At 63.9% G+C, this 23,918-nt stretch carries 25 protein-coding genes; 10 read left to right on the forward strand and 15 right to left on the reverse strand.

Annotation, left to right across the window (positions count from 1 at the left end; translation table 11 throughout):
• Positions 1–98: 98 nt before the first annotated feature.
• From AC628_RS16555 to AC628_RS16570, 4 genes are all read right to left on the reverse strand, one after another.
• The gene (locus AC628_RS16555; RefSeq protein ID WP_074127857.1) at positions 99–1,205 is read right to left on the reverse strand and encodes an efflux RND transporter periplasmic adaptor subunit; all 1,107 of its coding nucleotides are present in this window, start codon (positions 1,203–1,205) and stop codon (positions 99–101) included.
• Between the two features lie 284 nt (positions 1,206–1,489).
• Positions 1,490–2,815: an MFS transporter gene (locus AC628_RS16560; protein WP_074127858.1), complete on the reverse strand. Its 1,326-nt coding sequence runs from the start codon at positions 2,813–2,815 to the stop codon at positions 1,490–1,492.
• Positions 2,816–3,043: 228 nt separating this feature from the next.
• Positions 3,044–4,207, reverse strand: coding sequence for a winged helix-turn-helix domain-containing protein (locus AC628_RS16565; protein WP_074127859.1), 1,164 nt, complete (start codon positions 4,205–4,207; stop codon positions 3,044–3,046).
• Between the two features lie 105 nt (positions 4,208–4,312).
• The gene (locus AC628_RS16570; protein ID WP_074127860.1) at positions 4,313–4,555 is read right to left on the reverse strand and encodes a hypothetical protein; all 243 of its coding nucleotides are present in this window, start codon (positions 4,553–4,555) and stop codon (positions 4,313–4,315) included.
• A gap of 163 nt (positions 4,556–4,718) precedes the next feature.
• Here AC628_RS16570 and AC628_RS16575 point away from each other — a divergent pair, with 163 nt between their 5' ends.
• Positions 4,719–5,348, forward strand: a complete 630-nt coding sequence (locus tag AC628_RS16575; protein ID WP_074127861.1) for an OmpA family protein — start codon at positions 4,719–4,721, stop codon at positions 5,346–5,348.
• Between the two features lie 62 nt (positions 5,349–5,410).
• Here AC628_RS16575 and AC628_RS16580 read toward each other — a convergent pair whose 3' ends face one another.
• On the reverse strand, positions 5,411–6,715 hold the full coding sequence (locus AC628_RS16580; protein WP_074127862.1) for a phospholipid carrier-dependent glycosyltransferase: 1,305 nt from the start codon (positions 6,713–6,715) through the stop codon (positions 5,411–5,413).
• A 237-nt stretch (positions 6,716–6,952) separates the two neighbouring features.
• Between AC628_RS16580 and AC628_RS16585 the strand changes: the two genes are divergently transcribed.
• Together AC628_RS16585 and AC628_RS16590 are read left to right on the forward strand one after the other, a co-directional pair.
• A complete protein-coding gene (locus tag AC628_RS16585; RefSeq protein WP_074127863.1) occupies positions 6,953–7,657 on the forward strand; it encodes a FecR family protein in 705 nt (234 codons plus the stop codon).
• Between the two features lie 2 nt (positions 7,658–7,659).
• On the forward strand, positions 7,660–8,814 hold the full coding sequence (locus AC628_RS16590) for a hypothetical protein (protein ID WP_074127864.1): 1,155 nt from the start codon (positions 7,660–7,662) through the stop codon (positions 8,812–8,814).
• Positions 8,815–8,959: 145 nt separating this feature from the next.
• Here the strand turns inward: AC628_RS16590 and AC628_RS16595 are convergent, their stop codons facing one another.
• From AC628_RS16595 to AC628_RS16605, 3 genes are all read right to left on the reverse strand, one after another.
• Entirely contained in the window at positions 8,960–9,289 is a 330-nt protein-coding gene (locus AC628_RS16595) for a hypothetical protein (RefSeq protein WP_074127865.1), read from the reverse strand.
• A 175-nt stretch (positions 9,290–9,464) separates the two neighbouring features.
• The gene (locus AC628_RS16600) at positions 9,465–9,785 is read right to left on the reverse strand and encodes a ComEA family DNA-binding protein (protein ID WP_074127866.1); all 321 of its coding nucleotides are present in this window, start codon (positions 9,783–9,785) and stop codon (positions 9,465–9,467) included.
• Positions 9,786–9,896: 111 nt separating this feature from the next.
• Complete coding sequence (locus tag AC628_RS16605; protein WP_083632955.1) at positions 9,897–11,573, reverse strand: glycosyltransferase family 39 protein; 1,677 nt, start codon at positions 11,571–11,573, stop codon at positions 9,897–9,899.
• A 353-nt stretch (positions 11,574–11,926) separates the two neighbouring features.
• On the opposite strand from AC628_RS16605, the gene AC628_RS42950 reads away from it, so the two are divergent.
• From AC628_RS42950 to AC628_RS16615, 3 genes are all read left to right on the forward strand, one after another.
• Positions 11,927–12,163, forward strand: a complete 237-nt coding sequence (locus AC628_RS42950; protein ID WP_143201642.1) for a hypothetical protein — start codon at positions 11,927–11,929, stop codon at positions 12,161–12,163.
• An 85-nt stretch (positions 12,164–12,248) separates the two neighbouring features.
• A complete protein-coding gene (locus tag AC628_RS16610; protein ID WP_074127868.1) occupies positions 12,249–12,920 on the forward strand; it encodes a response regulator in 672 nt (223 codons plus the stop codon).
• Entirely contained in the window at positions 12,920–14,344 is a 1,425-nt protein-coding gene (locus AC628_RS16615; RefSeq protein WP_083632957.1) for a sensor histidine kinase, read from the forward strand. Before AC628_RS16610 ends, AC628_RS16615 begins: the two co-directional genes overlap by 1 nt.
• A gap of 88 nt (positions 14,345–14,432) precedes the next feature.
• Here the strand turns inward: AC628_RS16615 and AC628_RS16620 are convergent, their stop codons facing one another.
• Both AC628_RS16620 and AC628_RS16625 read right to left on the reverse strand, forming a co-directional pair.
• Positions 14,433–14,867: a VOC family protein gene (locus tag AC628_RS16620; protein ID WP_074127870.1), complete on the reverse strand. Its 435-nt coding sequence runs from the start codon at positions 14,865–14,867 to the stop codon at positions 14,433–14,435.
• Between the two features lie 105 nt (positions 14,868–14,972).
• Positions 14,973–15,989, reverse strand: a complete 1,017-nt coding sequence (locus tag AC628_RS16625; RefSeq protein WP_074127871.1) for an alpha/beta hydrolase — start codon at positions 15,987–15,989, stop codon at positions 14,973–14,975.
• Positions 15,990–16,267: 278 nt separating this feature from the next.
• Here AC628_RS16625 and AC628_RS16630 point away from each other — a divergent pair, with 278 nt between their 5' ends.
• Entirely contained in the window at positions 16,268–17,794 is a 1,527-nt protein-coding gene (locus AC628_RS16630; RefSeq protein WP_074127934.1) for an amidohydrolase family protein, read from the forward strand.
• 111 nt (positions 17,795–17,905) lie between these two features.
• On the opposite strand, the gene AC628_RS16635 is transcribed toward AC628_RS16630, so the two are convergent.
• Both AC628_RS16635 and AC628_RS16640 read right to left on the reverse strand, forming a co-directional pair.
• A complete protein-coding gene (locus AC628_RS16635; protein WP_074127872.1) occupies positions 17,906–18,643 on the reverse strand; it encodes an enoyl-CoA hydratase/isomerase family protein in 738 nt (245 codons plus the stop codon).
• Between the two features lie 48 nt (positions 18,644–18,691).
• Positions 18,692–19,216 (reverse strand): cupin domain-containing protein, encoded by a 525-nt coding sequence (locus AC628_RS16640; RefSeq protein WP_074127873.1) that lies wholly within the window; start codon positions 19,214–19,216, stop codon positions 18,692–18,694.
• A gap of 144 nt (positions 19,217–19,360) precedes the next feature.
• On the opposite strand from AC628_RS16640, the gene AC628_RS16645 reads away from it, so the two are divergent.
• Positions 19,361–19,576: a CsbD family protein gene (locus AC628_RS16645; protein ID WP_074127935.1), complete on the forward strand. Its 216-nt coding sequence runs from the start codon at positions 19,361–19,363 to the stop codon at positions 19,574–19,576.
• Between the two features lie 57 nt (positions 19,577–19,633).
• Here AC628_RS16645 and AC628_RS16650 read toward each other — a convergent pair whose 3' ends face one another.
• Genes AC628_RS16650 through ggt form a run of 3 tightly spaced genes read right to left on the reverse strand, consistent with a single transcriptional unit; the run spans position 19,634 to position 22,768 of the window.
• On the reverse strand, positions 19,634–20,641 hold the full coding sequence (locus tag AC628_RS16650; protein ID WP_074127874.1) for a D-2-hydroxyacid dehydrogenase family protein: 1,008 nt from the start codon (positions 20,639–20,641) through the stop codon (positions 19,634–19,636).
• A 46-nt stretch (positions 20,642–20,687) separates the two neighbouring features.
• The gene (locus AC628_RS16655) at positions 20,688–21,146 is read right to left on the reverse strand and encodes an FKBP-type peptidyl-prolyl cis-trans isomerase (protein ID WP_074127875.1); all 459 of its coding nucleotides are present in this window, start codon (positions 21,144–21,146) and stop codon (positions 20,688–20,690) included.
• A 35-nt stretch (positions 21,147–21,181) separates the two neighbouring features.
• Positions 21,182–22,768 (reverse strand): gamma-glutamyltransferase, encoded by a 1,587-nt coding sequence (gene ggt, locus AC628_RS16660; protein WP_074127876.1) that lies wholly within the window; start codon positions 22,766–22,768, stop codon positions 21,182–21,184.
• 171 nt (positions 22,769–22,939) lie between these two features.
• On the opposite strand from ggt, the gene trhO reads away from it, so the two are divergent.
• Entirely contained in the window at positions 22,940–23,692 is a 753-nt protein-coding gene (gene trhO, locus AC628_RS16665) for an oxygen-dependent tRNA uridine(34) hydroxylase TrhO (RefSeq protein ID WP_074127877.1), read from the forward strand.
• Positions 23,685–23,900 (forward strand): SlyX family protein, encoded by a 216-nt coding sequence (locus AC628_RS16670; protein ID WP_074127878.1) that lies wholly within the window; start codon positions 23,685–23,687, stop codon positions 23,898–23,900. The genes trhO and AC628_RS16670 overlap by 8 nt, the downstream gene beginning before the upstream one ends.
• Positions 23,901–23,918: the final 18 nt, after the last annotated feature.

Consider the following 23,918-nt stretch of genomic DNA (forward strand, 5'->3'; position numbering starts at 1 on the left):
GACTTCAATCGTCATTGCGAGCGAAGCGAAGCAATCCATTCTTCAGCGTGCGGCGACGTGGATTGCTTCGTCGCTTCGCTCCTCGCAATGACGCGTGACTAGAACGACAGCGACGACACGACCCGCACCTTCTGGCTCGGATCGAGTTTCTGCACACCGAGGGCGACTACCTTGGCGCCATCGTCGACGCCGCCGGAGATGACGACGTTGTTGCTCTCATAGGCCTTCACCTTGACCGGCTTCAGCGCGATGTCGCCCTTGTCGTCGACGATGTAGAGCGAGGGATCGCCGCCCTGGCTGTACAGCGCCGACAGCGGCAGCTTTGCCACCCGCTCGCTCGCCTTGTCGGCCAGGGTCAGGGTCGCGGTCATGCCGAGCGAGACCGCCTCGTCGGCGTCCGGCAGCGAGAACTTCGCGAGATAGGTGCGGGTGGCGGGATCGGCCTGCGGCGCCACCTCGCGCAGCTTGGCGGCGTAGGTCTTCTTTGCATCCGACCACAGCATCACCGTGGCGACGCCCGACCTGGCACGAGCGAGAAGCGTCTCTGGGATCGCGACGACAGCTTCCTTCTCGCCAAGTCGGGCGACACGGATCGAAGCCTGGCCCGCGGCAACCACCTGGCCGGGCTCGATCATGGTCGCTGTGACGACACCCCGGGTGTCGGCCACGAGCGTTGCATAAGAGAGGGAGTTCTTGGTCAGCTCGACCGAGCGCTCGGCGCGGTTCAGCCGCGCGCGGGCTTCATCGCCGGCGGCCTTGGCGGAATCGAGCGCCGCATCGGTGGTCCAGCCCTTGGCCTTCAAATCCTTGGCGCGCTGCTCGGCGGCGGCGGCCTGCGCCAGCACGCCGGTGGCGGCGGTGAATTCCGCCTCCGCCTGCTCGGCCTGCAGCTTCAGGTCGACCTCGTCGAGGGTGGCCAAGGGCTGGTCGACATCGACTGTCTGTCCGACCTCGACCAGCCGCTTGGCCACCTTGCCGGCAACCCGAAAGCCCATATCGGCTTCGATACGGGGCTTGATGGTGCCGACAAAGCTGCGCTCAGGGGTTTCAGCTTCATAATGGACGGTCGCCACCAGCACGGGGCGTCCCGGATCGGCGGTTTCAGCCGCTTTCTCGTTGCAGCCGGTCAGCGCGAACACGGCAAAAGCCAACGATGCTCCGGTCAAGAGCCTGTAATAGCTCGAGAAAATGGAACGGCCGAACATCTGAATTCTCCATCGGGCTGACGACTGATGAAGAGTATCGATTTATCACTGATGAATGTCAATATTCGTCAGTAGTAACCTGTTCGTGAGGATGGCCGTGACCGGGCGCCGGAACTGGCAATGTTTTGGGGTGCGTAGCCCGGATCGAGCGAAGCGAAATCCGGGAGGTCGGCCGATGCGACAACGGCCCCCGGATTACGCTTCGCTCCATCCGGGCTGCGATCAGCGACGACCAGCGAAATCGTAGGATGGATAGAGCGCAGCAACGCGAGCGTTACGCACCGTTACTTCGCGTCGGCGAACTCGGTCTTGGTCTCGTGGCTGCCGAGGAAAACCAAAAGCCCCGCCGCGAGCGGCAGCAGCGCCAGCACCAATAGACCGGTCGACGTGCTGCCGGTCGCCTCCTTCACCCAGCCGATCAGGTACGGCCCGCCGAAGCCGGCGAGGTTGCCGATCGAGTTGATCAGCGCGATCGCGCCGGCGGCGGCGGTGCCTGACAGCCAGGCGGTCGGCAGCGTCCAGAACACCGCGAAGGTACAGAACACGCCGATCGCGGCGACCGTCAGCACGACCATCGTCATGGTCGGATCGGTGATGTAGCTGGAGACGGCGAGCGCCAGCGCGGTGAGCAAGAGCGGCGCGCCGACATGAAACACGCGCTCCCGCGTGGCGTCGGAACGGCGCGCCCACAGGATCATCGCGACGGTGCCGAACGCATAGGGGATCGCGGTGACGAAGCCGGTCTGCGCGTTGGTCAGACCGAACGCCTTGACGATCTGCGGCAGCCAGAACTGCATGCCGTAGAGCGAGGCGACGAAACCGAAATAGATCGCGCTGAGCGCCAGCACCTTCGGCGAGGACAGCGCCTCGAACAGCGTGAAGTGCTTCGCCGCCTGCTTGGCCGCGACCTCGGCGTCGAGCTTCGCCTTCAGCCACGTCTTCTGATCGGCCGAGAGCCAGTCGGCCTTCTCCGGCCGGTCGGTCAGATAGAACCAGGTGACGATGCCGAGCAGCACCGAGGGGATGCCCTCGATGACGAACAGCCACTGCCAGCCCTTCAGCCCCATCACGCCGTCGAGCCCGAGCAGCAGGCCGGAGATCGGCGCGCCGATCGCGGTCGAAACCGGGACGGCGATCGCGAAGGCGGCGAGGAAGCGCGCGCGATACTCGGCAGGATACCAGTAGGTCAGATAGAGGATGATGCCGGGGAAGAAGCCGGCCTCGGCGACGCCGAGGAAAAAGCGCAGCGCGTAGAAGCTGTGCTCGTCATAGACCGCCGCCATCAACGCCGAGAGGATGCCCCAGCTCACCATGATGCGGGCGATCCATTTGCTGGCGCCGAACCGCTCCAGCGCGAGGTTGCTCGGCACCTCGAAGACGAAATAGCCGATGAAGAAGATGCCGGCGCCAAAGGAGAATACCAGGGGCGAGAACTTCAGCTCGGCATTCATGGTGAGCGCCGCGAAGCTGAGATTGACGCGGTCGAGATAGGAGAAGAAGTAGGCCAGGATCAGGAACGGGATCAGCCGCCAGGAGATCGCGCGGATCGTGGACGTCTCGATCTCGCTGCGGGCGCCGCGATCGGACGCGACGGTTGCGATCTGGCTCATCGGTTTCCCCCAGGCTGTTGCTTGCCTTGAGGATTATTGGCTCGCCCGGCGTTGGGCAATGGCAAAAACGCATGATGCACAGCGCTCAGCGGGCAACTTGCGAAGTCGTCGGCCGAACCACCCTTCCCGTCATTGCGAGGAGCGATAGCGACGAAGCAATCCATTTCTCAGCTTGCGGTGGCATGGATTGCTTCGCTTCGCTCGCAATGACGGACGCGACAGTCAGCCCTACTCCGCCAGCTGGAAGCGCGCGAAGCGGTCGAGCTCCTCCTCGATGCGGCGCTTCAGCTCCTTGCGCCCCGCCTGCTTCTTGCCGTTGCCGACCCAGCTCCATTTCTGCATCAGCAGTTTCTTGTTCTGCCGGTCGGTCTTGAGGTCGAGGGCGGCGACGATGTCGTCGCCGACCAGCACGGGCAGCGCGAAATAGCCGAACAGGCGCTTCTCCTTCGGCACATAGGCCTCGAAGCGGTGGCCGTAGCCGAAGAACAGCTCGGTGCGCTTGCGCTGGATGATCAGGGGATCGAACGGCGAGAGGATGTGCACCAAGGAGGGATCCTCCTCGCCGGTCGCTTCCAGCACCTCGGGCCGCGCCCAATGCTCCTGCTTGCCGGCGCCCTCCAGCGCGATCCGCACCAGCTCCTTGCGGCGCACCCTCGCCTCGATCAGGCTGCGCACCGCCTTCTTGCTCGGCGCGTCGAGATGGCAGATCGAATCCAGGCTGACGATGCCCTGCGAGCGCAGCGCGCGGTCGAGCAGATAGGCCGTTCGGGCCGAGGCCGGCGCGGGCTTCGGCGGCGTGTCCCAGCCGAAATGCCTGCCCATCAGCTCGTAGGTCTTCAGCATGCCGGCGCGCTCGCTGATGGTGACCACACCGCCATAGAAGGCGAGCTGCAGCGCACGCTTGGAGGGCTTCCGGCTCTGCCAGAGATGCTCCTTCTCGGTAAGCACGTCGTCATCGATGTCGCGGATGGTCAGCGGACCCTCGCGCAGCAGCCGCATGATCTTGCGCGTATCCGCAGGGGTCACCGACGAATACCATTTGTGCCCATCGCGCTTATGCGCCTTCATGACCGGCAGGAAGATGCCGATGTCCTTGGACGGAATGTAGGACAGCGCGTGCGTCCAGTATTCGAACACGCTCTTGTCCTGGCTCTGCGCCTGCTTGAGGTCGGCGCGGCGATAGTCCGGAATCCGGCTGAACAGGATGTGGTGATGGCAGCGCTCGATCACGTTGATGGTGTCGATCTGCACATAGCCGAGGTGGTCGACGGCGGCCGCCACGGCTGACGCGCCCTCCCCGAACGGCGCCGTTGTATCGAGCCGCTGCGCGCGCAGCCAGATATGGCGGGCGGCGGCATTGTTCAGGGATAAGGGTTCGGCGGCGCGGGGCATTGCCCAGGCAATGTAGTGAGATTCGCGCCGCTGTGGAGAGCGGCGCGAGCGAAATCAGCCGTGCCTGATCATCGCCTCTGGACGTTGCGCGGCGCTTCGGGCCACCTACTGCGATCCAACGGCTCGCCGCAACCAGGGAACGTCCGCCAGCGCCGCGGCGAGCGCGGCGCCTTCCTCATGGAAGACCCGGGACGAATGACCGCCGACCGGAAACCAGCCGCGGCCATCTTCCACGTCCCGCCGATACTCCTCGAAGCCAACAGTCCGATCCGGCCGAAGGAAGATATCGACGCAGCGCGAGGCACCCTCGTCATTGATCGAGCGAAGGACGCGATTGACGTGGGCCATGATGCCCTCCCTCACCGCAGACTACCCCGTTTCGGCAAGAGACAGGGCGCGACACGCCGGTCCGTGACCTAGATCACATTCCGGGCTTTGAACCCGTCCTAGGTTCCCAGCATCAAAACGATAGCAGCCGGATCGGCTGGCCGGACATTTAAGGACCAAAACCATGACCCGCTCTCATTCCTTGTCTCTTTTGACAATCGGCGCTGCGCTGTCGATGACGGCGGGCGTCGCACTGGCCGGCAGCGACACCGTTCCGGCCGCCCAGATCCTCAATGCGCTGAAGCCGAAATCGGCCACCCGCAGCCTCTCCGGCACGCAGGTCGACCCGGCCGCGACGGCCAAGGAGGCAAGCTTCCTCAACAGCGTTCGCAACCGGCAGACCCGCTCGCTGTCATTGGGCGAACGCCAGGAGATCGCCGACATCGCCGCCAACAAGCCGAAGATCGATCTGGAGATTCACTTCGATTACAACTCGGCGGAGATCGCCAAGGGCTCGGCCCAGGCGGTGCAGGAGCTCGGCAAGGCGCTGTCGGATGCCAGCATGAAGGGCTCGACCTTCGTCCTCGCCGGCCACACCGATGCGATCGGCAGCGAGGCCTATAACCAGGATCTCTCGGAGCGCCGCGCCGACACCATCAAGACCTATCTGGTCGAGCATTACGGCCTGAACGGCTCCGATCTCGTGACCGTCGGCTATGGCAAGACCCGGCCGAAGGACCCGAACGCGCCGATGGACCCGACCAACCGCCGCGTGCAGGTGGTCAACATGGATACCAAGACGGCGCAGCAGTAATCTCCCGAACGTCCGATCCGCCTGTCAGACCCCGGCAGGCGGATCGCTTGATCCGGAGGGATTCAAATCCAGTTCTGGAACAGCATCAGCCGATTGAAGGTCGCGATCGACGTCTCGACCGCGGCGACCGTGATCGGCAGCATCGCGATGAAGCCTGCGCATCCGCCGGCGACGAAGGCCCACAGCAACCAGCGCGGCGCGCCCTTGCGCGTCAAGGCGTAGACCAGCACGAAGCTCGCGGTGGTCGCCGCCGGCAGATAGTAATAGATGAAGCCGAGCGTGCGTGGCAGCAGCGCCCAGGCGAGATACGGGCCGAGATAGAACGCGAGCACGAGAAATGCATCGCGGCTGCGGGCGACGATCCAGTCGCGCAGCGCGACGATCAGCGCGATCAACGCCGGCCACAGCACCAGCGGATTGCCGAGAAACACGACCGCCGCGAACCTGTCATCGCCGACCTTTTCGAACAGATACCAGACCGGGCGCACCAGGAACGGCCAGGACGGCCATGAGCTCATATAGGTGTGGCCCGCGATCGCGATCGTGGTGTTGTCGGCAAAGATCCGGCGCTGCGCCTCGATGATGTCGCTGAACGAGAGGCCGTAGAGCGGCACGAAGGTCGCGAGATAGACGACCGCCGGAAGCAGCACGAAACAGACGATGAAGTGCGGTAGACGGAAATCGGGCCACAGGTCCGGCCGGTACCAATCCTCCGCATTGGCGTCGGCGAAGCGTGCGCGCCAGCCCTGCATCAGACGGATCATCACGACGATCGCGACGCAGGTCGCAAGCACGAACAACCCGCTCCATTTGCAGGCACACGCCAGCCCCGCGGCCAATCCCGCCAGCGCGAAGGCGGAGTGCGGCCGCGTCTGCCTGAAGCCTTGGATGAAAGCTGCAATCGCGAACAGGCAGAACGCGAGCGCGAAAATATCCAGCATCGCGATCCGCGACTGCACGAACAGCATCTGGTTGAAGAAGGCCAGCAACACGGCAGCGATCGCGCGTTCCTGCGACGCGAACAGCGCGAGCGCGCCGAGATAGACGGCGACCAGCCCCAGCGCGCCGAACAGCGCCGCGGGATAGCGCCATCCGAGCGGCACGTCGCCGAACGCCTTGATCGAAAGCGCGATGATCTCCTTGGCAAGCGGCGGATGCATCGGGTTGAGGATCGGTCCCTCGAGCACCGGCTGAAGCATCTGCCGCGCCGCCGGCACGTAATGCACCTCGTCGAAATAGAGCTTGTCCGGCGCCGTGATCCCGAGCAGCAGCACGACATGGGCGACGACGAAGATGATCGCCGCGACGATCGCCGTGCGGGCGGCGGGACGCCGCAGAACAGAAGGAGATTTGGATGCGATATTCAAAGGGCGAGCACGTGGAGGAGAACGAGTGTGAGCGAAGTGTGAGCTACGATCGCGCCGTTGCACGCGAGGCGTGTGATCTGTGTGATCGGAACTCACTTTCACAACCACAGCGTTGAACGCAATCGAAACGACAGAGACTAACCATCCAGTCACCTCGGGGGAGTTTGTGACATATATACAATATCAGATGCATGTCCGATCCGGTACGATGACTGCGTTCAGTCGATCGGTATTGCAATGAATTCGCCTCGCAGCCTTTTCTCCCTGCTTGCACTCGGTCTTTTCGTCGCCCTGACGGCGCATCCCGCTCAGGCGCAGACCCGCGTCGGCGAAGCGGCGATGGTGAAGAACGAGGTCGTCCGCGTAGCGGCTGCAACCACGCCGATCAATGTCGGCGACGCACTGCTGCGCGATGAGACGGTGCGCACCGGTCTCGAGAGCGCCGCGCGGCTGGTGATGGCTGACAGCACCAACCTCTCGCTCGGGCCGAATGCTTCGCTGAAGCTCGATCGCACCGTGTTCGACGACGAGCATCACTATCGCGATGTCGCGGTCCGCCTGACCTCGGGTGCGTTCCGCTTCGTCACCGGCCACTCGGACAAGGCCGCCTACAAGATCACCACACCGCTTGCGACCATCGGTGTTCGCGGCACGGTGCTCGACATCCTGTCACAGCGCGGCAAGACAACTGTGGTGTTGCAGGAAGGCGCTTCGACGGTGTGTACGTCGAACCGGCAGTGCATCGACCTGACCCAGCCCGGCGACACTGCGATCATCACCTCGAGCGGCGGCCGCACCACGATCCAGAAGACCAACAACCCGCCCTGGACCTTTGCGGCGACCTGCACCCAGGCCGCCGGGCTCTGCACCGTCACCCAGTTCGCGGATGCGACACCGGTGACGCCGCCTGTCGACGACGCCGGAATGCTGTGCGGACGGTGACGATGGCACGGCGCATCCATCACGTGATCCTGTCGACGGCTCTGACGTTGGCGCTGTCGCTCGCGATGCTGCAGGCGCTGGCTGCGCCGGCGCAGGCTCAATCTCCAACGCCGAACTGCAACTCGGATACCAACCTGTCGTCGAACTGTGGAGCGACCCCCACACCGACGCCGACACCTACGGCCACACCATCGCCTACGCCTACGCCGACACCCACTCCCACGCCGACACCAACACCGAGCCCCTCTCCGACGCCGATCACCGGCGCGCCGTCGAGCGGCAGTTCGATCAACGGCCTCGCCGACCGGCGCTTCAACCAGATGATCACCAACCGCGTGCTCGGATCGGTGCTGCTCGGCGTCAATGAGCAGGTCAATTGCGACGACTGCATCAGCGCGTTCGGCTCGGCCGGGTCGTTCTCGGCCGGCATCCATGGCCGCAAGACCATCACGCCGAATCTGTCGCTGCTCGCCGGCATCGCCTACACGCAATATGGCGAGGGCGGCTACAATGTCACCAGCGCGCCGATCGGCGCCTTCGCGCTGCGCTATGATTTCGTCGACTGGGGCTCGTCGCGGCCGTTCTTCGACGTCGGCAGCATCCTCTCGCCGTCGGAGAAGGTGCGCTACACCCGCAGCTACACGACCAGCCTCGGCCCGGTGTCGGTCACCGGCCAGACCTCGAGCGAGAATTACGGCGTGTATGGGCGCGCGGGCTGGATCAGCCGGCTGTCGGCGCGTGACGAGGTCGCGGCCTCGGTCGAGGTCTGGCAGCTTTGGCAGCGGGTCAAGGGTTACAGCGATCCTGCGATCGCCTTCAATCCGTTCGACGCCACCATCGCCGACGGCACCGATCGCACCAGCCTGGTCAAGATCGGCGGCCAGTGGACGCATCTGTTCGGATCGAGCATCGAAACCAACATCAACGGCGGCTGGGTGCAATCCTTCGCCACCCATTCCGGCATCGTCGCCACCGTCACCAGCGATGGCACCATCGTGCCGACGATCGGCAATCAGGGCTGGTTCGAATATGGCGGCCGCGTCGGCTTCCGCATCACCAAGGGCTGGATCGCCGATCTCTTCCTCAACGGCACCGCCGGACCGCAACTGGTCGGCAACACGGTGCATGGCGGCGTCGGGCTGCGGATCAGCTACTAGGACGGGCCTCCGGTGTCAGCGGACCGACCCAGCATCCATGGCACGACAACTGTGATGCCGCCGGAGGCGATCGACCTCCGGCGACGCTGCGGCTGAAGAATCGCAGCCTCAGCCTCTCATGATACGCGCGGTCGTGCGGCCGCGTTCAATCGTTGTCCCAGCAGCCATCCGAGTACCCTTCGCGGTACCCATATGAATAGCCGCGATCATATCCGCCCGGATATTCGTCGCCGTAATCGTACACGTGACGGTGGTAGTGGACGACCGGGACAGGCGAATAATAGTCCCTCTCGTAGACATAGGCTGGAGCCGCACGCGAGCTCATTGTGGAGCCCAACAGGGCGCCGACGGCCAGGCCGCCAACGATGCCAACGGCCACGGCGTCTCCTCGCCGGCCACGGGCGGTGGCTTCCGTCGACGCAAGACACCCCATCACGATGACCGCGGCGGTCGTGAGAACAGCTGCTCGTTTCATTCACGCATATCCTTGTTTGAGTTCGACAACCGCGCGGGCCGGTGGCAGCGATCAACCATCGCGCTTACCGCAGGATGACGTCGCCGCGCGGCCGGCATCCTGCTCCGCCGTGCCCTCGGGTCCTCTTGTCGGTTCATCCGCGCCGGACGGCCGGCCCGCGTCCAATGGAAAGCCTCTAGAACGTGACGAGGTCCTTGATCTCGCTGCGGACAAATCGCGGCACAACCCGTCTGCCCACGAAGTCGTTCCAGTCCTTGAACTTCGACTTCGTTCTCGCCTCCGTGATTGCAGTCACGGCGCGAACGCTGAGATGCGGAAGCTTCACCAACTCGCTGACAGGCGCGGTGTTGAGGTTGATCTTTTCGGTCCGGCCGACCGGCTCTCGTGTCGCGGGTGCCTGGCGGGTCGAGCCGGTGATTGATGGAGATGTCTGCGCGAGCGCGGTCGCACCGATGATACAAACACCGAGGCAGATGCAAACGAACCGAGTAAACATGGACCGTTGTCCTTCGTGATATGACGCCCTTCACCCGCGGCCGATAAAGCGGCTGCCGATTACCGCAAGCTTACGGTCGCGATCGTCGCAGCGACTTTCTGCAGCATCCGGTCAGCGGATCACGACGAACAGTCCAGCCCGGCGCGCTGTGGTGGATCGGCTCGCGGAGACATGCGTCCTTGCCCTGGCCAACATCGTTGCGAGGCTTGAAGCTGCGCTGCCCGGCTCGCGAAGCGGCGCCACCAGGAATGCAACGAGGTTTCGCCTGACGCCTGGCATTCCGAACAAGCTCGATTGAATGGAAATTTCGCGCCTGACATAGTGTCCGGCCTGCGCCGCCATCCGCTCAGTCCATTCAACGCAATCATCTTGATCATCGAAGCAGAGCGCAGCCCAGCCGCGCTCAGGCGTCACCTGGCGAGGCAATGCCAATGAATACTGGTAGGCGAAGGGATCGCCATAGTACGGGTGATCGGAGCTGTAGAACGCCACCGCAAGCCCGAGGCTATCGTTGCCTCCGACGATCGACAGGGGCGTCCCCATCTCCTCGTGCCACAGGCGGGTGAGTTTGTCTGCCGCCTGGTGATAATAGCTTCGTCCCTCCTCATAGCCGTGGCTGTTGCGATAGAGCGCATGAATCGGGGCCGCGATCACAGCGGCCACGATCGCTACTCCGGCAACGAGCAGCGTGGCGTTGACCGTGTAGAAGCGCTCGATCCGGTAGCGGGTGCTGCAAACAATCGGCACGGCAAGCAGGAACAATCCCTGTAGCGCCCATAGCGACGGCAAGTCGGTGCAGAGGAATATGGAGGTGATGAAAGGAAGCGCGATCGTGCCGATCGCGACGTGCCAGAGCAGCTTCAGGTTTGGATCCGACGACGCCATATCGCGAGACAGGCGCCTTATTCGATAACCTGCGATCATCACCCACGTCGCGGCGGACAGACTCACTGCCGCAGCAAGGCCCAGCAGGAAATTGGCGGCGTCTTGCAGAGACGTCACGAAATCGGCCCGCACATGGGTTGCTGCATAGTAGACGGGCTCCGCGCCTGTCTCGGCCAGCCATTGCAGGTGCGGAAACAGCGCAAGCAGCCCGGCCGCGGTGGAGATCCAGGGCGAGCTGGAGGTGAAGTAGGCGCGCCGCAACGGGTGAAGCATTGCCGACAACGCAAAGCTCGCGACCAGAAAGATGGAGTAGTACTTGCCCAACATGGCAAGGGAGGCCGCCAGACCTGCGGCAATCGCCCAGAGCGGCGCCCTGGTTTCAAAGGCGCGGAGGAAGCAATAGGTCGCAAGCGGCCAGACCGCGAGCAATACCGCGTTGGCGTTGAAGCGCTGCGCATGAAACTGATACGCCGGGGTCAGCATGAGCAGGAGCAGCACGAGCAGGCGCTTGTGCCCGCCGACAAACCGCCTTGCGATCAGGTCGACGAACCACAATGCCAGCGCCGCATTCGTCATCGCCATCAGATGCAACGACCAGTCGGTCAGCGGAAAGACCGAGGTCCACGCGCCGGTCACCCATCCCATCAACGGCGGGTGTTTGGGATAACCCCACGCGAAATGCCTTCCATACGTCCAGGTCTCCAGCACGTCTGGATGCAGGCCAGCGCCGTGATAGGCCACGGCCAGATACAGCGTCCAGATGCCGACGAAGCCGGCGAGCAGCAGTGGTACCGACCACCCTGCTTCGACCCCTTCCAGCCACCGGTCGAACAGGCGGCGCCAACACGCCGGATCGCGATCCGACCGCTTGGCCATCGCCGACAACGCAAAATCTACCGGCATGAAGCCTTCGTTTTCATATCGCGAACGCCATGTCGGCGCTTCCATCGACATGCTCTTCACAGCCAGCATTACGACAGCCTGACGCGGCTCAGCTCACGTCTCCCGGGTGACCTCGCCAACGCTGATGGCGGTCATGCGCCGGTAATGCTGATCGATGCCTCTGGCGGATCAATCCCGTCGAGGAGATCCGCATGCAAAGACTCGCCATCATGATGATCATGACGCTGATTGGCTTTGGGGTGCTTGGTGCTCGAAGCCGGCGCCGGTTACGGGGCAGCAGTGGCCGCAGGGGTCATTGACGCTTTGGCGATCGTTGGCCGCGGCGGCGATTGCGCGCACGCTGGCCGATGCGCATGACGCCCGCGATTCGCCTATCGACTGTGTCGAAGCACACTGGCTCAGCACGACGCGATCTGGCTGCCCCTGAAGCCGAGCCGAAGAAGAGATTGAGCTCGATCGACGGAGCTTCGGCGCCCATCCCGACGGGTCTGTCCAAGGGCAGCCAATCGGGCGGCGATCTCATCGCTTCCGGCATCAAAAAACGACGGAATCATCAAGAGAACGCCAATCACATCAACGTATTGAGATGAAATATCGCACTTTTCCGACCAGCCGTAACCTTATGGTAATCCGTCCGTAATGGTAGAAGCCGTGTCTCATGCTTGGGAGAATGCGGTGCGAGTTCTGGTCGTGGAGGATGACCCTCAGCTTGGGCCATGGCTGCGGGAAACTCTGGGAACGGCCTTCGGCTCATCTGATATGGTCACGACGCTCGAGGAAGGCCGGGCCGCTATTGCCGTCCGGAATTTTGAACTCGTGGTGATCGACCGCGGACTACCGGATGGCGATGGCCTGGCCTTGCTGCGCGACCTGAAGCAACAGAAGCCGAGCCCCGCGACGATTGTGCTGACGGCACTTGATGATCCCGTCGATATTGCACGCGCCCTCGACGACGGGGCGGACGATTATGTGGCGAAGCCATTCGAGCCGATCGAACTGGTCGCAAGAGCAAAGGCGGTGCTCCGGCGTCTGTTCCTGGATCGAGGGGCGGTCGTTCGCATCGGCAATCTGAGCTACGACGTCCTCAATCGCGAGGTCTGCGTCGATCACCAGCCGATTGTCGTCCCGCGGCGTGAACTGGCAATCCTGGAAGCCATGGTGCGGCGGATCGGGCGCGTGGTCCTGCGCGAGACGCTTGAAGTTGCGGCCTATGATTTTGACGACGAGATTCAATCGAACGCGATCGAGGCGCATGTTTCGCGGCTGCGCCGACGGCTCCGTGCGGCCAACTGCAGGATCGTCATCAAACCGGTCCGTGGCCTCGGCTATCTGTTGAGTGGTGAATGATGATGTCCAAGTGGCAAACGCTCAAGCGCATCCATCGCTCGATTGCGGTGCTCTCCGCGACGCTGATCGGCGCCGTGACGACGATCATGCTGCTCTGCGCGGCAGCCTTGCTGATCCGGTTTGGCGGCGACGACGACGGCACCTGGGCCGCGGCCGACGTCGCCGACGCCTTGAAGGCAGCCGTCACACGCAACGAGGCGGGGCAGCTGGCCCTCAAGCACACCTCGCGGCTGGAAGAGATCACCCGCAATTTTCCGACATTCTGGTATGTCGTCTCCGACAAGAGTGGCGAGGTCAGCTACGGCCCGGTGCCGAAATGGCGTCCGCAAAAGACGCTGGTGTCACGCGACGGGACAAGTTTCCTCGCTTATGCGATCGACGGCGAAACCACAAAGCTGAAGAAGATGGCCGGCGTCCGAAACACGCCGGTGGGCGAGGTATGGATCGAAACCGGTGGCGTGGCCTATACGGCAACGCAACTGACGGTCGGAACGCTCACCGATGCAACGATCGTTGCGCTCCCGATCATCCTCGTCCTGGCAGCGACGGCGTTCACTGCCATGGTTTTCGTGCCGACGCTCATCGCGCGTCCCGTTCGGGCCGTCGCCGCGGCCGCCGAGATGATCGACGGGGTTTCAGATGGCCGCAGGCTGCCGGAAGACAATGCGCCATCCGAGCTGTTGCCTCTCGTCATGGCCTTCAATCGCGCGCTGTCGCGGATCGACACCGCTTCAAAAGCGCAGCGAAATTTTCTGTCGAATGCGGCGCATGAACTTCGGACGCCCTTGACCAATGCGCGCACCATACTCGAGCAGGTCGAGGACGCTCCGTTGCGTACCAAGCTGATAGCCGAGAACCAGAAGCTGTCGTCGATTGTCACCATGCTGCTGCAGTTGGCACGCATCTCGGCCGAACCTGCCGAACTGATCGACATGGATCTTGCTGCGCTCGCGCGCAGGGTGGCGGCCGAACACGTGCCGATGGCGTTGAAGAACGGAAGCGATGTCGAGTTCACCGAGCCGCGTCACCCGGTCCGGGTGCGCGGCTCGGAAACCGCGATCGGCGTTGCACTCTCGAATCTGATCCGAAACGCCGTGACGCATGGAAGCGCGGGCGGCTCCGTCCTCATCAAGGTCGAAGCGCCGGCGCGGTTGAGCGTTGTTGACTTCGGACCCGGTCTCCAGCTTGGCCAACCCGAACGTCTACTCGAACCCTTCAGGCGTGGAAACACCGGCACCGAAGGAACAGGGCTCGGGCTTTCGATCGTTTCCCAGGTGATGACCACCCACAACGGCAGCGTTTCCCTCCGCGATACGCCGGGAGGCGGCACCACGGTCGAACTGAACTTTCCGGCCCTTCCCTGTCAGCCGTCAGAGCCGCCGCAGGGGAGAAAGGCTGCGCACGCCATGACCGACGCTGCCTGAAGCGAACGCCTCCCTCGCCTCGCACCAGCGAGGCGAGGGAGCGAGGGAGAACGGCTCACGCCGCCTTGCCTTCATAGGCACGCCGCGATCAGGCAGTGGCTGCGGCCGACTGCTTCGTGGCGGCCTCGACGTCCATCCACATCACTTCCCAGATGTGACCATCGGGATCCTCGAAGCTGCGGCCGTACATGAAGCCGTAATCCTGCTTCGGCGAGGGATCGGCGGTGCCGCCCGCGCCCGTCGCCTTGGTCACGTAGCCGTCGACGGCGTCGCGGTTGTCGGCGGAGAGGCAGACCAGCACTTCGCTCGTGGTCCTGGCGTCGGCGATTGTCTTCGGCGTGAACTGCCGGAATTTGTCGTGGGTCAGCAGCATGACGAAAATGGTCTCCGAGATCACCATGCAGGAGGCCGTGTCGTCGGAGAATTGCGGGTTCTTGGTCGCGCCGATCGCCTCATAGAACGCGGTGGCACGGGCGAGATTGCTGACCGGCAGGTTGACGAAGATCATTTTGGGATTGGCCATGAGAAGCACTCCAATTGGCGGGATTGTGACCCGAGGACGAACCGCATAGCCGCTTCCCGACATCGCCGCGCAAATTTTTCTTGCGGCGTCGCGCCGCAGGCCGCCTCAAGTCACGATCGGCGTCGGCATGGTCAGAAATGCCCGTGTCACATGCCAGAACAGTTCACGATTGGTGGCGAGCGCCACCGAATGGGCGGTGCCGGGCAGGATGATGAACTGCCGGTCGCCATTCGGCAGCTTGTTGAAGAACTCCTCGATATCGGGGACCGCCGCGATCCCGTCATATTCACCGCGAACCAGCAGCACCGGCGCCAGCACCTTCTCCGGATGCACCACCGGCAAATTCGCGGTCATGTCGAGATAGGTGCCGGTCGGGATCTGGTCGCCGAACTGCATCTCGACATCGGCCAGCGCCTCGATCACGGCCGGGTCCGACGTGCCGGGCCGGTCGCGGGTCGCGATCGAGCGGATCATGTCGCGGTCGCGCTTGCGCATGTTGTGGCTGCGGTAATAGGCAAGCTGTTCGGCGCGCTTCGCCAGTGTCGGCGAGCCCTCGCCCTTATACGTGAAGGCGGCGAACACCAGCCGGTCGATCCGCTCGGGCGCCGCCATCGCGAAGGCGCCGGCCCGCAGCGCGCCGGAGGATTCGCCGATGAAGTGATATCGTCTCTCGCCGGTCTCGCGCGCGATCACCTCGACCGCGGCCTTGAGGTCCTCGACGCCGCTCGCGATATCCGCATTGCCCGACGTGCGGCCCGACTTGCCGTAGTTCTCGTGGTCCATGGTCCAGCAATCGAAGCCGTAGCGCGCGAACACATTGAGCAGCGAGTACTCGCCCTTGCCCGGCACCGTGAGGTCGAACACCCTCGATGTCACCGACGAGCCGTGGACGAAGAACACAACGGGCCGCGCCGGCTCGCCCGGCTTCGGCGCGCCGATCCGCTTGCGGAACATCCACAAGGGGACGTCGCCCTTCTTCGCCCAGTATTCGTTGCTCCATATTTCTCCCTCAGTGGGAACGGCCATCGCAGCCTGCGCAGGCGCTGCGCCGAGCACTCCGGCGGTTGTTGCAACGCCAATGCCCTTGATGATGGTGCGCCGCGAATGGTCCGAATGCGTCATGGCTGGCCTCCCCTTCGGAACAACGGGGCTTCGTTCGGCCCCGAGTTGCGCGATGCTAGCATCCACAACCGTCATTGCGAGCGCAAGCGAAGCAATCCATGGCGTCGCTTGCGGAAGCGTGGATTGCTTTGTCGCTTGCGCTCCTCGCAATGACGACGACGGTGATGCACGATTTTGTGAACGTCGTGCGCGGCATTCTGCGCGGACGACGGACGGACTTGGTCCTAGTCTCCGTCGCGGTCCGACCGGAAAAATCCGGCGAGAAGCGGGAGCGAAGAATGAGCAGCAACCTCACCGACGAAGAACTTGCCGCCTTGATGCCCTCGGAACTGTGCCGGCACCAGACGCCGATCCCGACCCAGATCGTCTCCAGCGACGAGTTCTATCCCGACCCACAGAACGAACGGCAGCGCGAGGTCGAGGCTCGGTTGCTGGCGATGGCCGACGATCTCGGCGGCAAGCAGGGCCTCGATCGCCGCAGGTTTTTCCAGACCGCGGCCGGCATGGCCGCTTCCTTCGTCGCAATGAACCAGGTCTACGGGGAGCTGTTCGACGTGACGCCGGCGGAAGCCGCGACGCCCGCGATGGCGCAAGAGCGCGCCAACGGTCTGAAAGACCAGTTCATCATGGACATGCACACGCATTTCCTGCGCGACGACACCCGCATCATGGGCTTTGTGGAAATGCGCAAGGCGGTCGGCAAGGCCGGCTGGAACAAGGAGCTCAACGGTCACGAGCAGACCATCGAGGATCTGAAGTTCAACAACTACAAGAAGGAGATGTTTCTCGATTCCGACACCAAGATCGCGCTGATCTCCTCGGCGCCGTCGGACATCGAGCAGGACTGGTTCCTCACCAACGAGCAGATGGCCGACGCGCGCAAGAAGATGAACGACGAGGCCGGCTCGCGCCGCGTGTTCTGTCACGCCATTTTCACGCCCGGGCAGCCCGCCTGGCTCGACAAGCTCGATGCTGCCTTGGCCTTGAAGCCGGAATCCTGCAAGGGCTACACGATCGGCGACAACACCCACAAGGAGATCAGCCGCTATCCCTGGCGGCTGGACGACGAGAAGGTCGCTTACAAGGGCTATGAGAAGATGGTGAAGGCGGGCATCAAGAATGTCTGCGTCCACAAGGGACTGTTCCCGCCCGGAATCGAGAAGCAATATCCGAACCTGCGCGGCTTCGCCGACGTCGCCGATGTCGGCCAGGCGGCCAAGGACTGGCCGCAGCTCAACTTCATCATCTATCACTCGGCCTATCGCCATGTCGGCGGCGATCCCAAGGTCGCGCTCGCCGAATTCGAACGCACCGGCCGCGTCGCCTGGACTTCCGACCTCGCCGACATCCCGGCGCAGTATGGCGTCAACAATGTCTATGGCGATGTTGGGCAATTGTTCGCGACCACGCTGGTCGCCGAGCCCAATGTCTGCGCCGCGCTGATGGGCACCCTGATCAAGGGGCTCGGCGTCGACCACGTCTGCTGGGGCACCGACGCATTGTGGACCGGCGCGCCGCAATGGCAGATCGAGGGGCTGCGGCGGCTGGAGATTCCCCAAATGATGCAGAAGAAGTTCGGCTACGCGCCGCTTGGGCCCGCCGACGGACCGGTGAAGACGGCGATCTTCGGCGACAACAATGCGCGGCTCTACAACATCCAGCCGAAGCGCGCGATGCTCGACATCAAGGGCGACCGCTTCGCGATGATGAAGGCGCAGTACGAGAAGGCCGGCCCGGAGCCGTCGCATACGCGCTACGGCTACGTGGTGCCGAACGGGACGATCGATCACCGGGTGTTTGTGTGACGCTCTAGCCCCGTCATTGCGAGGAGCGACAGCGATGAAGCAATCCATTCATCCGCACGCGCGGAAAGATGGATTGCTTCGCTTCGCTCGCAATGACGCGCAGCCGGAGTTTCACCTTCCCGTAAATCTCGGCTTGCGCTTCTCGCTGAAGGCCTTGACGCCTTCCTTGAGATCGTCGCTGTCCCTGACTTCATCGAGCAGCCGCCGCACGTCGGCGACCGTTTCCAGCGGCCCCTTCGGCATGGCTTCACGGGCGAGCTTCTTCAGCGCGCGGACCACCAGCGGCGCGTTGCCGGCGATCTTCGCGGCCATCTCCTGTGCCATCGCGATATGTTGTCCCTTTGGCACAACCTTGTTGACGAAACCGATCTGCCAGGCGCGCTCCGCCGACATCTCCTCGCCGACCAGCAAAAACTCCATCGCGATCTTGTGCGGCATCCGCGCCATCACCGACGAGACGCCGCCCGCCGTGGTCCCGATCTTGCCCTCGGGATAAATGAAACGGGTCGTCTCCGACGCCACGCACAAATCGGCCATCTGGACCAGCACGAAGGCCCCGCCGACCACCCAGCCAGACGTCGCCGCGACGACCGGCTTGTCCAGTTCGACGCCCAGACCGGGCACGGCGTGCCACATATTGACCGGAAGGTCGGCCACATCGGCGCCGACCGAGAAATACTTCTCCTCCGAGGAAGCCAGCACCGCGACGCGATCGTCGCTGTCGCGGAAGCGCAGCCAGGCATCACGCAACTCGCTGCACAGCGCATTGTTCAGCGCATTGTGCTTTTCGCTGCGGGCCATCGTGATGGTGGCGACGTGATCCGCACTCTCGTAACGAACGAGCGTCATGCTGGCCTCCCTGGTTGTTGTTCTTTTCAACGCGGCCTGGCCGCGTCGTCACTTCTTCTCGTCGGGATGCCGGTGCACCGGATCGACCCACAGTACGTTCTCCGGCTTCTCGACCGGCTCGATGTCGAGATTGATCGCGACCGCCTCGCCGTCGGAACGCACCAGCACGCACTCCAGCACCTCGTCGGGGCTGGCATTGATCTCCTGATGCGGCACGTAGGGCGGCACGAAGATGAAGTCGCCGGGACCGGCTTCGGCGGTGAACTGCAGCTTCTCGCCCCAACGCATCCGCGCCTTGCCCTTCACGACATAGATGATGCTTTCGAGATGACCGTGATGATGCGCGCCGGTCTTGGCGTCCGGCTTGATGCTGACGGTGCCCGCCCACAATTTCTGCGCGCCGACGCGGGCGAAATTGATCGCCGCCTTGCGGTCCATGCCGGCGGTCGACGGGACATTCGGATCGAGCTGGTTGCCGGGAATCACGCGGACGCCGTCGTGCTTCCAGCGCTCCTCGTCGTGATGGTGATGACCGTGGTCATGAGAATGGGTGTGATCGTGGGAACCGCTCATCGTTCTTGCTTTCGTTGGTCGAGTTTCGTGCCTGGAACGCTATCGAAAAGCGCGCGCGCAGGCGAGCGCAAAATCGGAACATTGCCAATCGGAACATCGCGATGTCCCCGCGCGTTGCTTCAGCGTATTCCGAAGGAGCATTTCATGACCAGCACGACCGACAAGATCAAGGGGAGGGCTAACGAGGCGATCGGCAGGCTCAGGCGGCGCATTGGCAAGGCTACCGGTTCTCCGGCGATGCAGGGCCGAGGCGCGATCCAGGAAGCCAAGGGCAAGGGACAGAAGGCACTCGGCGGCGCCAAGCGGATCGTCAGAAATGCGCTCAAGAGAGCGACCTCAGCGGCCCATTGGCCTCGCTGAGCGACAGACGGGACGGCCGGCCGATCGGGCCCGCCGTTCGAGCATGTGCGACGCTCGTCAACCGCGCGGGCGCGGATGTGCCAGCACATCCGGATATGCGAGCACATCCGGATTCACCACATTGGTCGGCGTACCGGCGGCGTAGGCCACGATCTGATCGAAGATGTCGGTGAACTGGATCTCGTATTCGTCGCGCGAGACGTAGCCGAGATGCGGCGTGCAGACCACATTGTCCATGTTGAGCAGCGGGTCTGACGTGTCGCGCAGCGGCTCCTTCTCGTAAACATCGACTGCGGCCATACCTGGCCGGCCGGCCCGCAGCGCATCGACCAGCGCACCCGGCTCGATCAGCGGCGCGCGGCTGGTATTGACGATCAGCGCGGTGTCTTTCATCCGCGCCAGGTCTTCGGCCTTGACGATGCCGCGCGTCGCGTCGACCAGCCGCATATGCAGCGACAGCACGTCGCAGCGGGCGAAGAAATCGGCCTTGCTGGCCGCGGTCTCGTAGCCGTCGGCGCGCGCCTTGGCCAGCGCGGCCTCGCGCGCCCAGACCAGCACGTTCATGCCGAACGCCTCGCCATAGCCCGCGACCACCGCGCCGATGCGGCCGTAGCCGTAGATGCCGAGCGTCTTGCCACGCAGCGTATGGCCGACGCCGATCTGCCATTTGCCGGCCTTCAGCGCCGCCATCTGCTGCGGGATCGCGCGCATCGCCGCGAGGATCAGGCCCCAGGTGAACTCGGCGGTGGCGTAGGACGGCGTATCGGCATGCTGGCTCGACGACACGATGATGCCGAGCCGCGTGCAGGTGTCGATGTCGATATGCGGATAGACGCTGCGCTGGCTGATCAGCTTGAGCTTCGGCAGCCGTTCCAGCAGCGGCGTGCGGATCTGGGTGCGTTCGCGGATCAGGACCAGCGCGTCGGTGTCGCGCAGCCGTTCCGCAAGCGCGTCGACGTCCTGGACATGATCGTTCCAGATCGTCACGTCGTGGCCGTCGAGCTTGCGGAAACAATCGAGGGTGCGCAGCGTGTCGAAATAATCGTCGAGGATCGAGATCTTCATCGCTGCGCCCCTGTTGTCGTGGGCCGGTTACCTGACGGCCAGTGGCTTACTTTACACCAAGCAGTTCGACGTCGAACATCAGCGTGGCATTCGGCGGGATCACGCCGCCGGCGCCGCGCGCGCCGTAGCCGAGATTCGGCGGAATGATCAGCGTGCGCTTGCCGCCGACCTTCATGGTGGCGACGCCCTCGTCCCAGCCCTTGATCACGTGACCCTGGCCGATCGGAAACTCGAACGGCTCGTTGCGATCGACCGAGGAGTCGAACTTCTTGCCCTTCTGGCCGTTTTCGTAGAGCCAGCCGGTGTAGTGCATGACGCAGGTCTGGCCGGGCTTCGGCGAGGCGCCGGTGCCGACCTTGCTGTCGATGATCTGGAGGCCTGAAGCTGTGGTCATGGGCTTTCCTGCGGTTTGGGCCGTTGCCGGACCGCCGGCAACGGACGTGGAGACTGCCGCCGCAAGGCCGGCGAACGCAGTCCTGATGATCGTGCGTCGTGAAGATTGCATCCGGGACGTCCTTCCTTGATTGATATTGATCGCGATCAGTAGCCGAGCGCGCAACCGTCCTTGCGCGGATCGGAGCCGCCGGTCAGCGTGCCCTTCTCCCAATCGATCCAGATCCCCTGGCCGCCGCCGAGCGGCGCGACCACGCTGGTGGTCTTGTGGCCGATCTTCTTCAGGCCTTCGACAATCTCCGCTGGCACGCTGTCCTCGAGTTGATAGACGCCCTCGTAATGCAGGCCGCGCGGCATGTCGATCGCTTCCTGAATGTCACAGCCATAGTCGAGCATATTGGTCAGCACATGGGTCTGGCCGACCGGCTGATACTGCCCGCCCATCACGCCATACGGCATCACCGCACGACCGTTCCTGGTGGCCAGCGCCGGGATGATGGTGTGCAGCGGACGCTTGCCCGGCGCGATGCAGTTCGGATGGCCCGGCTGGATACGGAAGCCGCCGGCGCGGTTCTGTAGCAGGACGCCGGTCTTGTTGGAGACGATCGCCGAGCCGAACGAATGCGCGATCGAGTTGATGAAGGAGCAGACGTTGCGATCCTTGTCGACCACCGTGATGTAGACGGTCGACGGATTCATCGGCGGCGCGACATTCGGCAGTTCGAGCAGCCCGTCCATCCGGATGTTCTTGATGTGCTCGTCGGCGAATTCCTTCGAAAGGATGCCGGCGACATCGACGTGGGCGTGCTGGGGATCGGCGATATACTGCTCGCGCATCATGTAGGCGATGCGGGCGGCCTCCGCCTCGAGGTGGAAGCGCTCGATGCTGAGCGGCTTGAACTTGGTCAGGTCGAAGCGCGACAGGATGTTGAGCATCACCAGCATGGTAATGCCCGGGCCGTTCGGCGGGCACTGCCAGACGTCGTAGCCCTTGTACATCGTGCCGATCGGCGAGGTCGTCTCGGTCGAGTGCGCCGCGAAGTCCTCCAGCGTGTGCAGGCCGCCGATGCCGCGCAGCGTGTCGACCATGTCGGCGGCGATCTCGCCGCTATAGAAGGCGTCGCGGCCCTTCTGCGCGATGGCGCGCAGCGTCTTGCCGAGCTCGGGCTGACGGATCACGTCGCCGGCGACCGCAGGCTTGCCGTGCGGCAACAGATAGCGCTCGGTGTTGGTGCCGTTCTTCAGCTTCTCGAAGCCGTTCTTCCAGTCGAAGGCGATGCGCGGAGCGACGACATAGCCCTCTTCGGCGGCCTTGATCGCGGGCTGCAGCAGCCGGTCGAAGCCGAACTTGCCGTGATCCCTGAGGATCACGTCCCAGGCATCGATGGCGCCGGGAATGCTGACGGCATGCGCCGAGGTCAGCGGCACCGAATGGATCTTGCGTTCGAGATACCACTCGGCGGTTGCCGCCATCGGTGCCCGGCCGCTGCCATTGTAGGCCGCGATCTTGCCCTCGCCCCTCGGCTGGATCAGCGCAAAGCAGTCGCCGCCGATGCCGGTCGATTGCGGTTCGATGACGCCGAGCAGCGCGCAGGCCGCGACCGCAGCGTCGGCAGCCGTGCCGCCCTCGCGCATCACCTCGATGGCCACCAGCGCCGCCTGCGGATGCGATGTGGCGACCATCGCGTTCTGGGCGTGGACCGTGGAACGGCCGGCGAAGTGGAAATTCCTCATAACGGAGAGCTCGCTTGATCGTGATGGGCTGATGCTGCTGCGGCGGATGGTGCGGAGTACATGGCACATTCATCCCGGGCAGAGCAATGCCTGGCATGCCAGAGGGATTATCCCGGTAATGCATGGCTTTGCGGGGTTACGCCGACCTGGCCGGCCTGATAAACCCCGGCCATGCCCCTCAAGGTCGCCGCCTTCTACCAGTTCGCCGCGCTGCCCGATTTCCGCGCGCTGCGCGAGCCGCTGCGCGCGCTCTGCGCGGAGCTCGATCTCAAGGGCAGCGTGCTGCTCGCGCATGAGGGCATCAACGGCACCGTCGCCGGCAGCGACGAAGCGATCGATGGCTTCGTCGCCGAACTCAGGCACGGGCCGCTGTTCGGCGGCCGCCTCGACAATCTCGAGCTGAAATTCTCCGAGGGCGCGCAGATGCCGTTCCAGCGGCTCAAGGTGCGGCTGAAGAAAGAGATCGTGACGCTCGGCGACACCACGGTCGATCCGACTCGGCAGGTCGGCACCTATGTCGACGCCGCCGACTGGAACGAACTCATCGCCTCGCCTGACATCATGGTGCTCGATACCCGCAACGCATTCGAGGTCGCAATGGGCAGCTTCGAAGGCGCGGTCGATCCCAGGATCGCGAGCTTTGGACAATTCAAGGAATTTGCCGCGCTGCACCTCGATCCCGCGAAGCACCGCCGGATCGCAATGTTCTGCACCGGCGGCATCCGCTGCGAGAAGGCGAGCGCCTATCTGCTCGCGCAGGGCTTCGCCGAGGTCTATCACCTCAAGGGCGGCATCCTCAGATATCTCGAGGAAACGCCGCAGCAGGATAGCCGCTGGCGCGGCGACTGTTTTGTGTTCGACGAGCGTGTCGCGCTCGGCCACGGGCTGCGCGAGCGTGGACGCGAGGACGCCACGCATGAATGACACGGCAAGACTGAGCGAACGGATCGATGCGCTGGAGGTCCGCCTGACCTATCAGGACGAAGCCATCGAGACGCTCAACCAGACCATCACGGCGCAATGGAAGCAGATCGACGCGCTGACGCGCCAGCTCGCCGAGCTGCGCGACCGGCTTCAGGAGGCCGAACGCCAAGCGCCGGGCCCCGGCAACGAGCGCCCACCGCACTATTGATCGGTGCGGCCGCAAGGC

The organism is Bradyrhizobium sp. NAS96.2, from assembly GCF_001908235.1.
In the GTDB taxonomy this organism is placed as follows: Bacteria; Pseudomonadota; Alphaproteobacteria; order Rhizobiales; family Xanthobacteraceae; genus Bradyrhizobium.

What these genes read in the sequence shown, in the direction of transcription:
- AC628_RS16555 (WP_074127857.1), bottom strand. Translation starts at nt 1,205, where the DNA reads ATGTTCGGCCGTTCCATTTTCTCGAGCTATTACAGGCTCTTGACCGGA.
- AC628_RS16560 (WP_074127858.1), bottom strand. Translation starts at nt 2,815, where the DNA reads ATGAGCCAGATCGCAACCGTCGCGTCCGATCGCGGCGCCCGCAGCGAG.
- AC628_RS16565 (WP_074127859.1), bottom strand. Translation starts at nt 4,207, where the DNA reads ATGCCCCGCGCCGCCGAACCCTTATCCCTGAACAATGCCGCCGCCCGC.
- AC628_RS16570 (WP_074127860.1), bottom strand. Translation starts at nt 4,555, where the DNA reads ATGGCCCACGTCAATCGCGTCCTTCGCTCGATCAATGACGAGGGTGCC.
- AC628_RS16575 (WP_074127861.1), top strand. Translation starts at nt 4,719, where the DNA reads ATGACCCGCTCTCATTCCTTGTCTCTTTTGACAATCGGCGCTGCGCTG.
- AC628_RS16585 (WP_074127863.1), top strand. Translation starts at nt 6,953, where the DNA reads ATGAATTCGCCTCGCAGCCTTTTCTCCCTGCTTGCACTCGGTCTTTTC.
- AC628_RS16590 (WP_074127864.1), top strand. Translation starts at nt 7,660, where the DNA reads ATGGCACGGCGCATCCATCACGTGATCCTGTCGACGGCTCTGACGTTG.
- AC628_RS16595 (WP_074127865.1), bottom strand. Translation starts at nt 9,289, where the DNA reads ATGAAACGAGCAGCTGTTCTCACGACCGCCGCGGTCATCGTGATGGGG.
- AC628_RS16600 (WP_074127866.1), bottom strand. Translation starts at nt 9,785, where the DNA reads ATGTTTACTCGGTTCGTTTGCATCTGCCTCGGTGTTTGTATCATCGGT.
- AC628_RS16605 (WP_083632955.1), bottom strand. Translation starts at nt 11,573, where the DNA reads ATGCCGGTAGATTTTGCGTTGTCGGCGATGGCCAAGCGGTCGGATCGC.
- AC628_RS42950 (WP_143201642.1), top strand. Translation starts at nt 11,927, where the DNA reads ATGACGCCCGCGATTCGCCTATCGACTGTGTCGAAGCACACTGGCTCA.
- AC628_RS16615 (WP_083632957.1), top strand. Translation starts at nt 12,920, where the DNA reads ATGATGTCCAAGTGGCAAACGCTCAAGCGCATCCATCGCTCGATTGCG.
- AC628_RS16620 (WP_074127870.1), bottom strand. Translation starts at nt 14,867, where the DNA reads ATGGCCAATCCCAAAATGATCTTCGTCAACCTGCCGGTCAGCAATCTC.
- AC628_RS16625 (WP_074127871.1), bottom strand. Translation starts at nt 15,989, where the DNA reads ATGACGCATTCGGACCATTCGCGGCGCACCATCATCAAGGGCATTGGC.
- AC628_RS16630 (WP_074127934.1), top strand. Translation starts at nt 16,268, where the DNA reads ATGAGCAGCAACCTCACCGACGAAGAACTTGCCGCCTTGATGCCCTCG.
- AC628_RS16635 (WP_074127872.1), bottom strand. Translation starts at nt 18,643, where the DNA reads ATGACGCTCGTTCGTTACGAGAGTGCGGATCACGTCGCCACCATCACG.
- AC628_RS16640 (WP_074127873.1), bottom strand. Translation starts at nt 19,216, where the DNA reads ATGAGCGGTTCCCACGATCACACCCATTCTCATGACCACGGTCATCAC.
- AC628_RS16645 (WP_074127935.1), top strand. Translation starts at nt 19,361, where the DNA reads ATGACCAGCACGACCGACAAGATCAAGGGGAGGGCTAACGAGGCGATC.
- AC628_RS16650 (WP_074127874.1), bottom strand. Translation starts at nt 20,641, where the DNA reads ATGAAGATCTCGATCCTCGACGATTATTTCGACACGCTGCGCACCCTC.
- AC628_RS16655 (WP_074127875.1), bottom strand. Translation starts at nt 21,146, where the DNA reads ATGCAATCTTCACGACGCACGATCATCAGGACTGCGTTCGCCGGCCTT.
- ggt (WP_074127876.1), bottom strand. Translation starts at nt 22,768, where the DNA reads ATGAGGAATTTCCACTTCGCCGGCCGTTCCACGGTCCACGCCCAGAAC.
- trhO (WP_074127877.1), top strand. Translation starts at nt 22,940, where the DNA reads ATGCCCCTCAAGGTCGCCGCCTTCTACCAGTTCGCCGCGCTGCCCGAT.
- AC628_RS16670 (WP_074127878.1), top strand. Translation starts at nt 23,685, where the DNA reads ATGAATGACACGGCAAGACTGAGCGAACGGATCGATGCGCTGGAGGTC.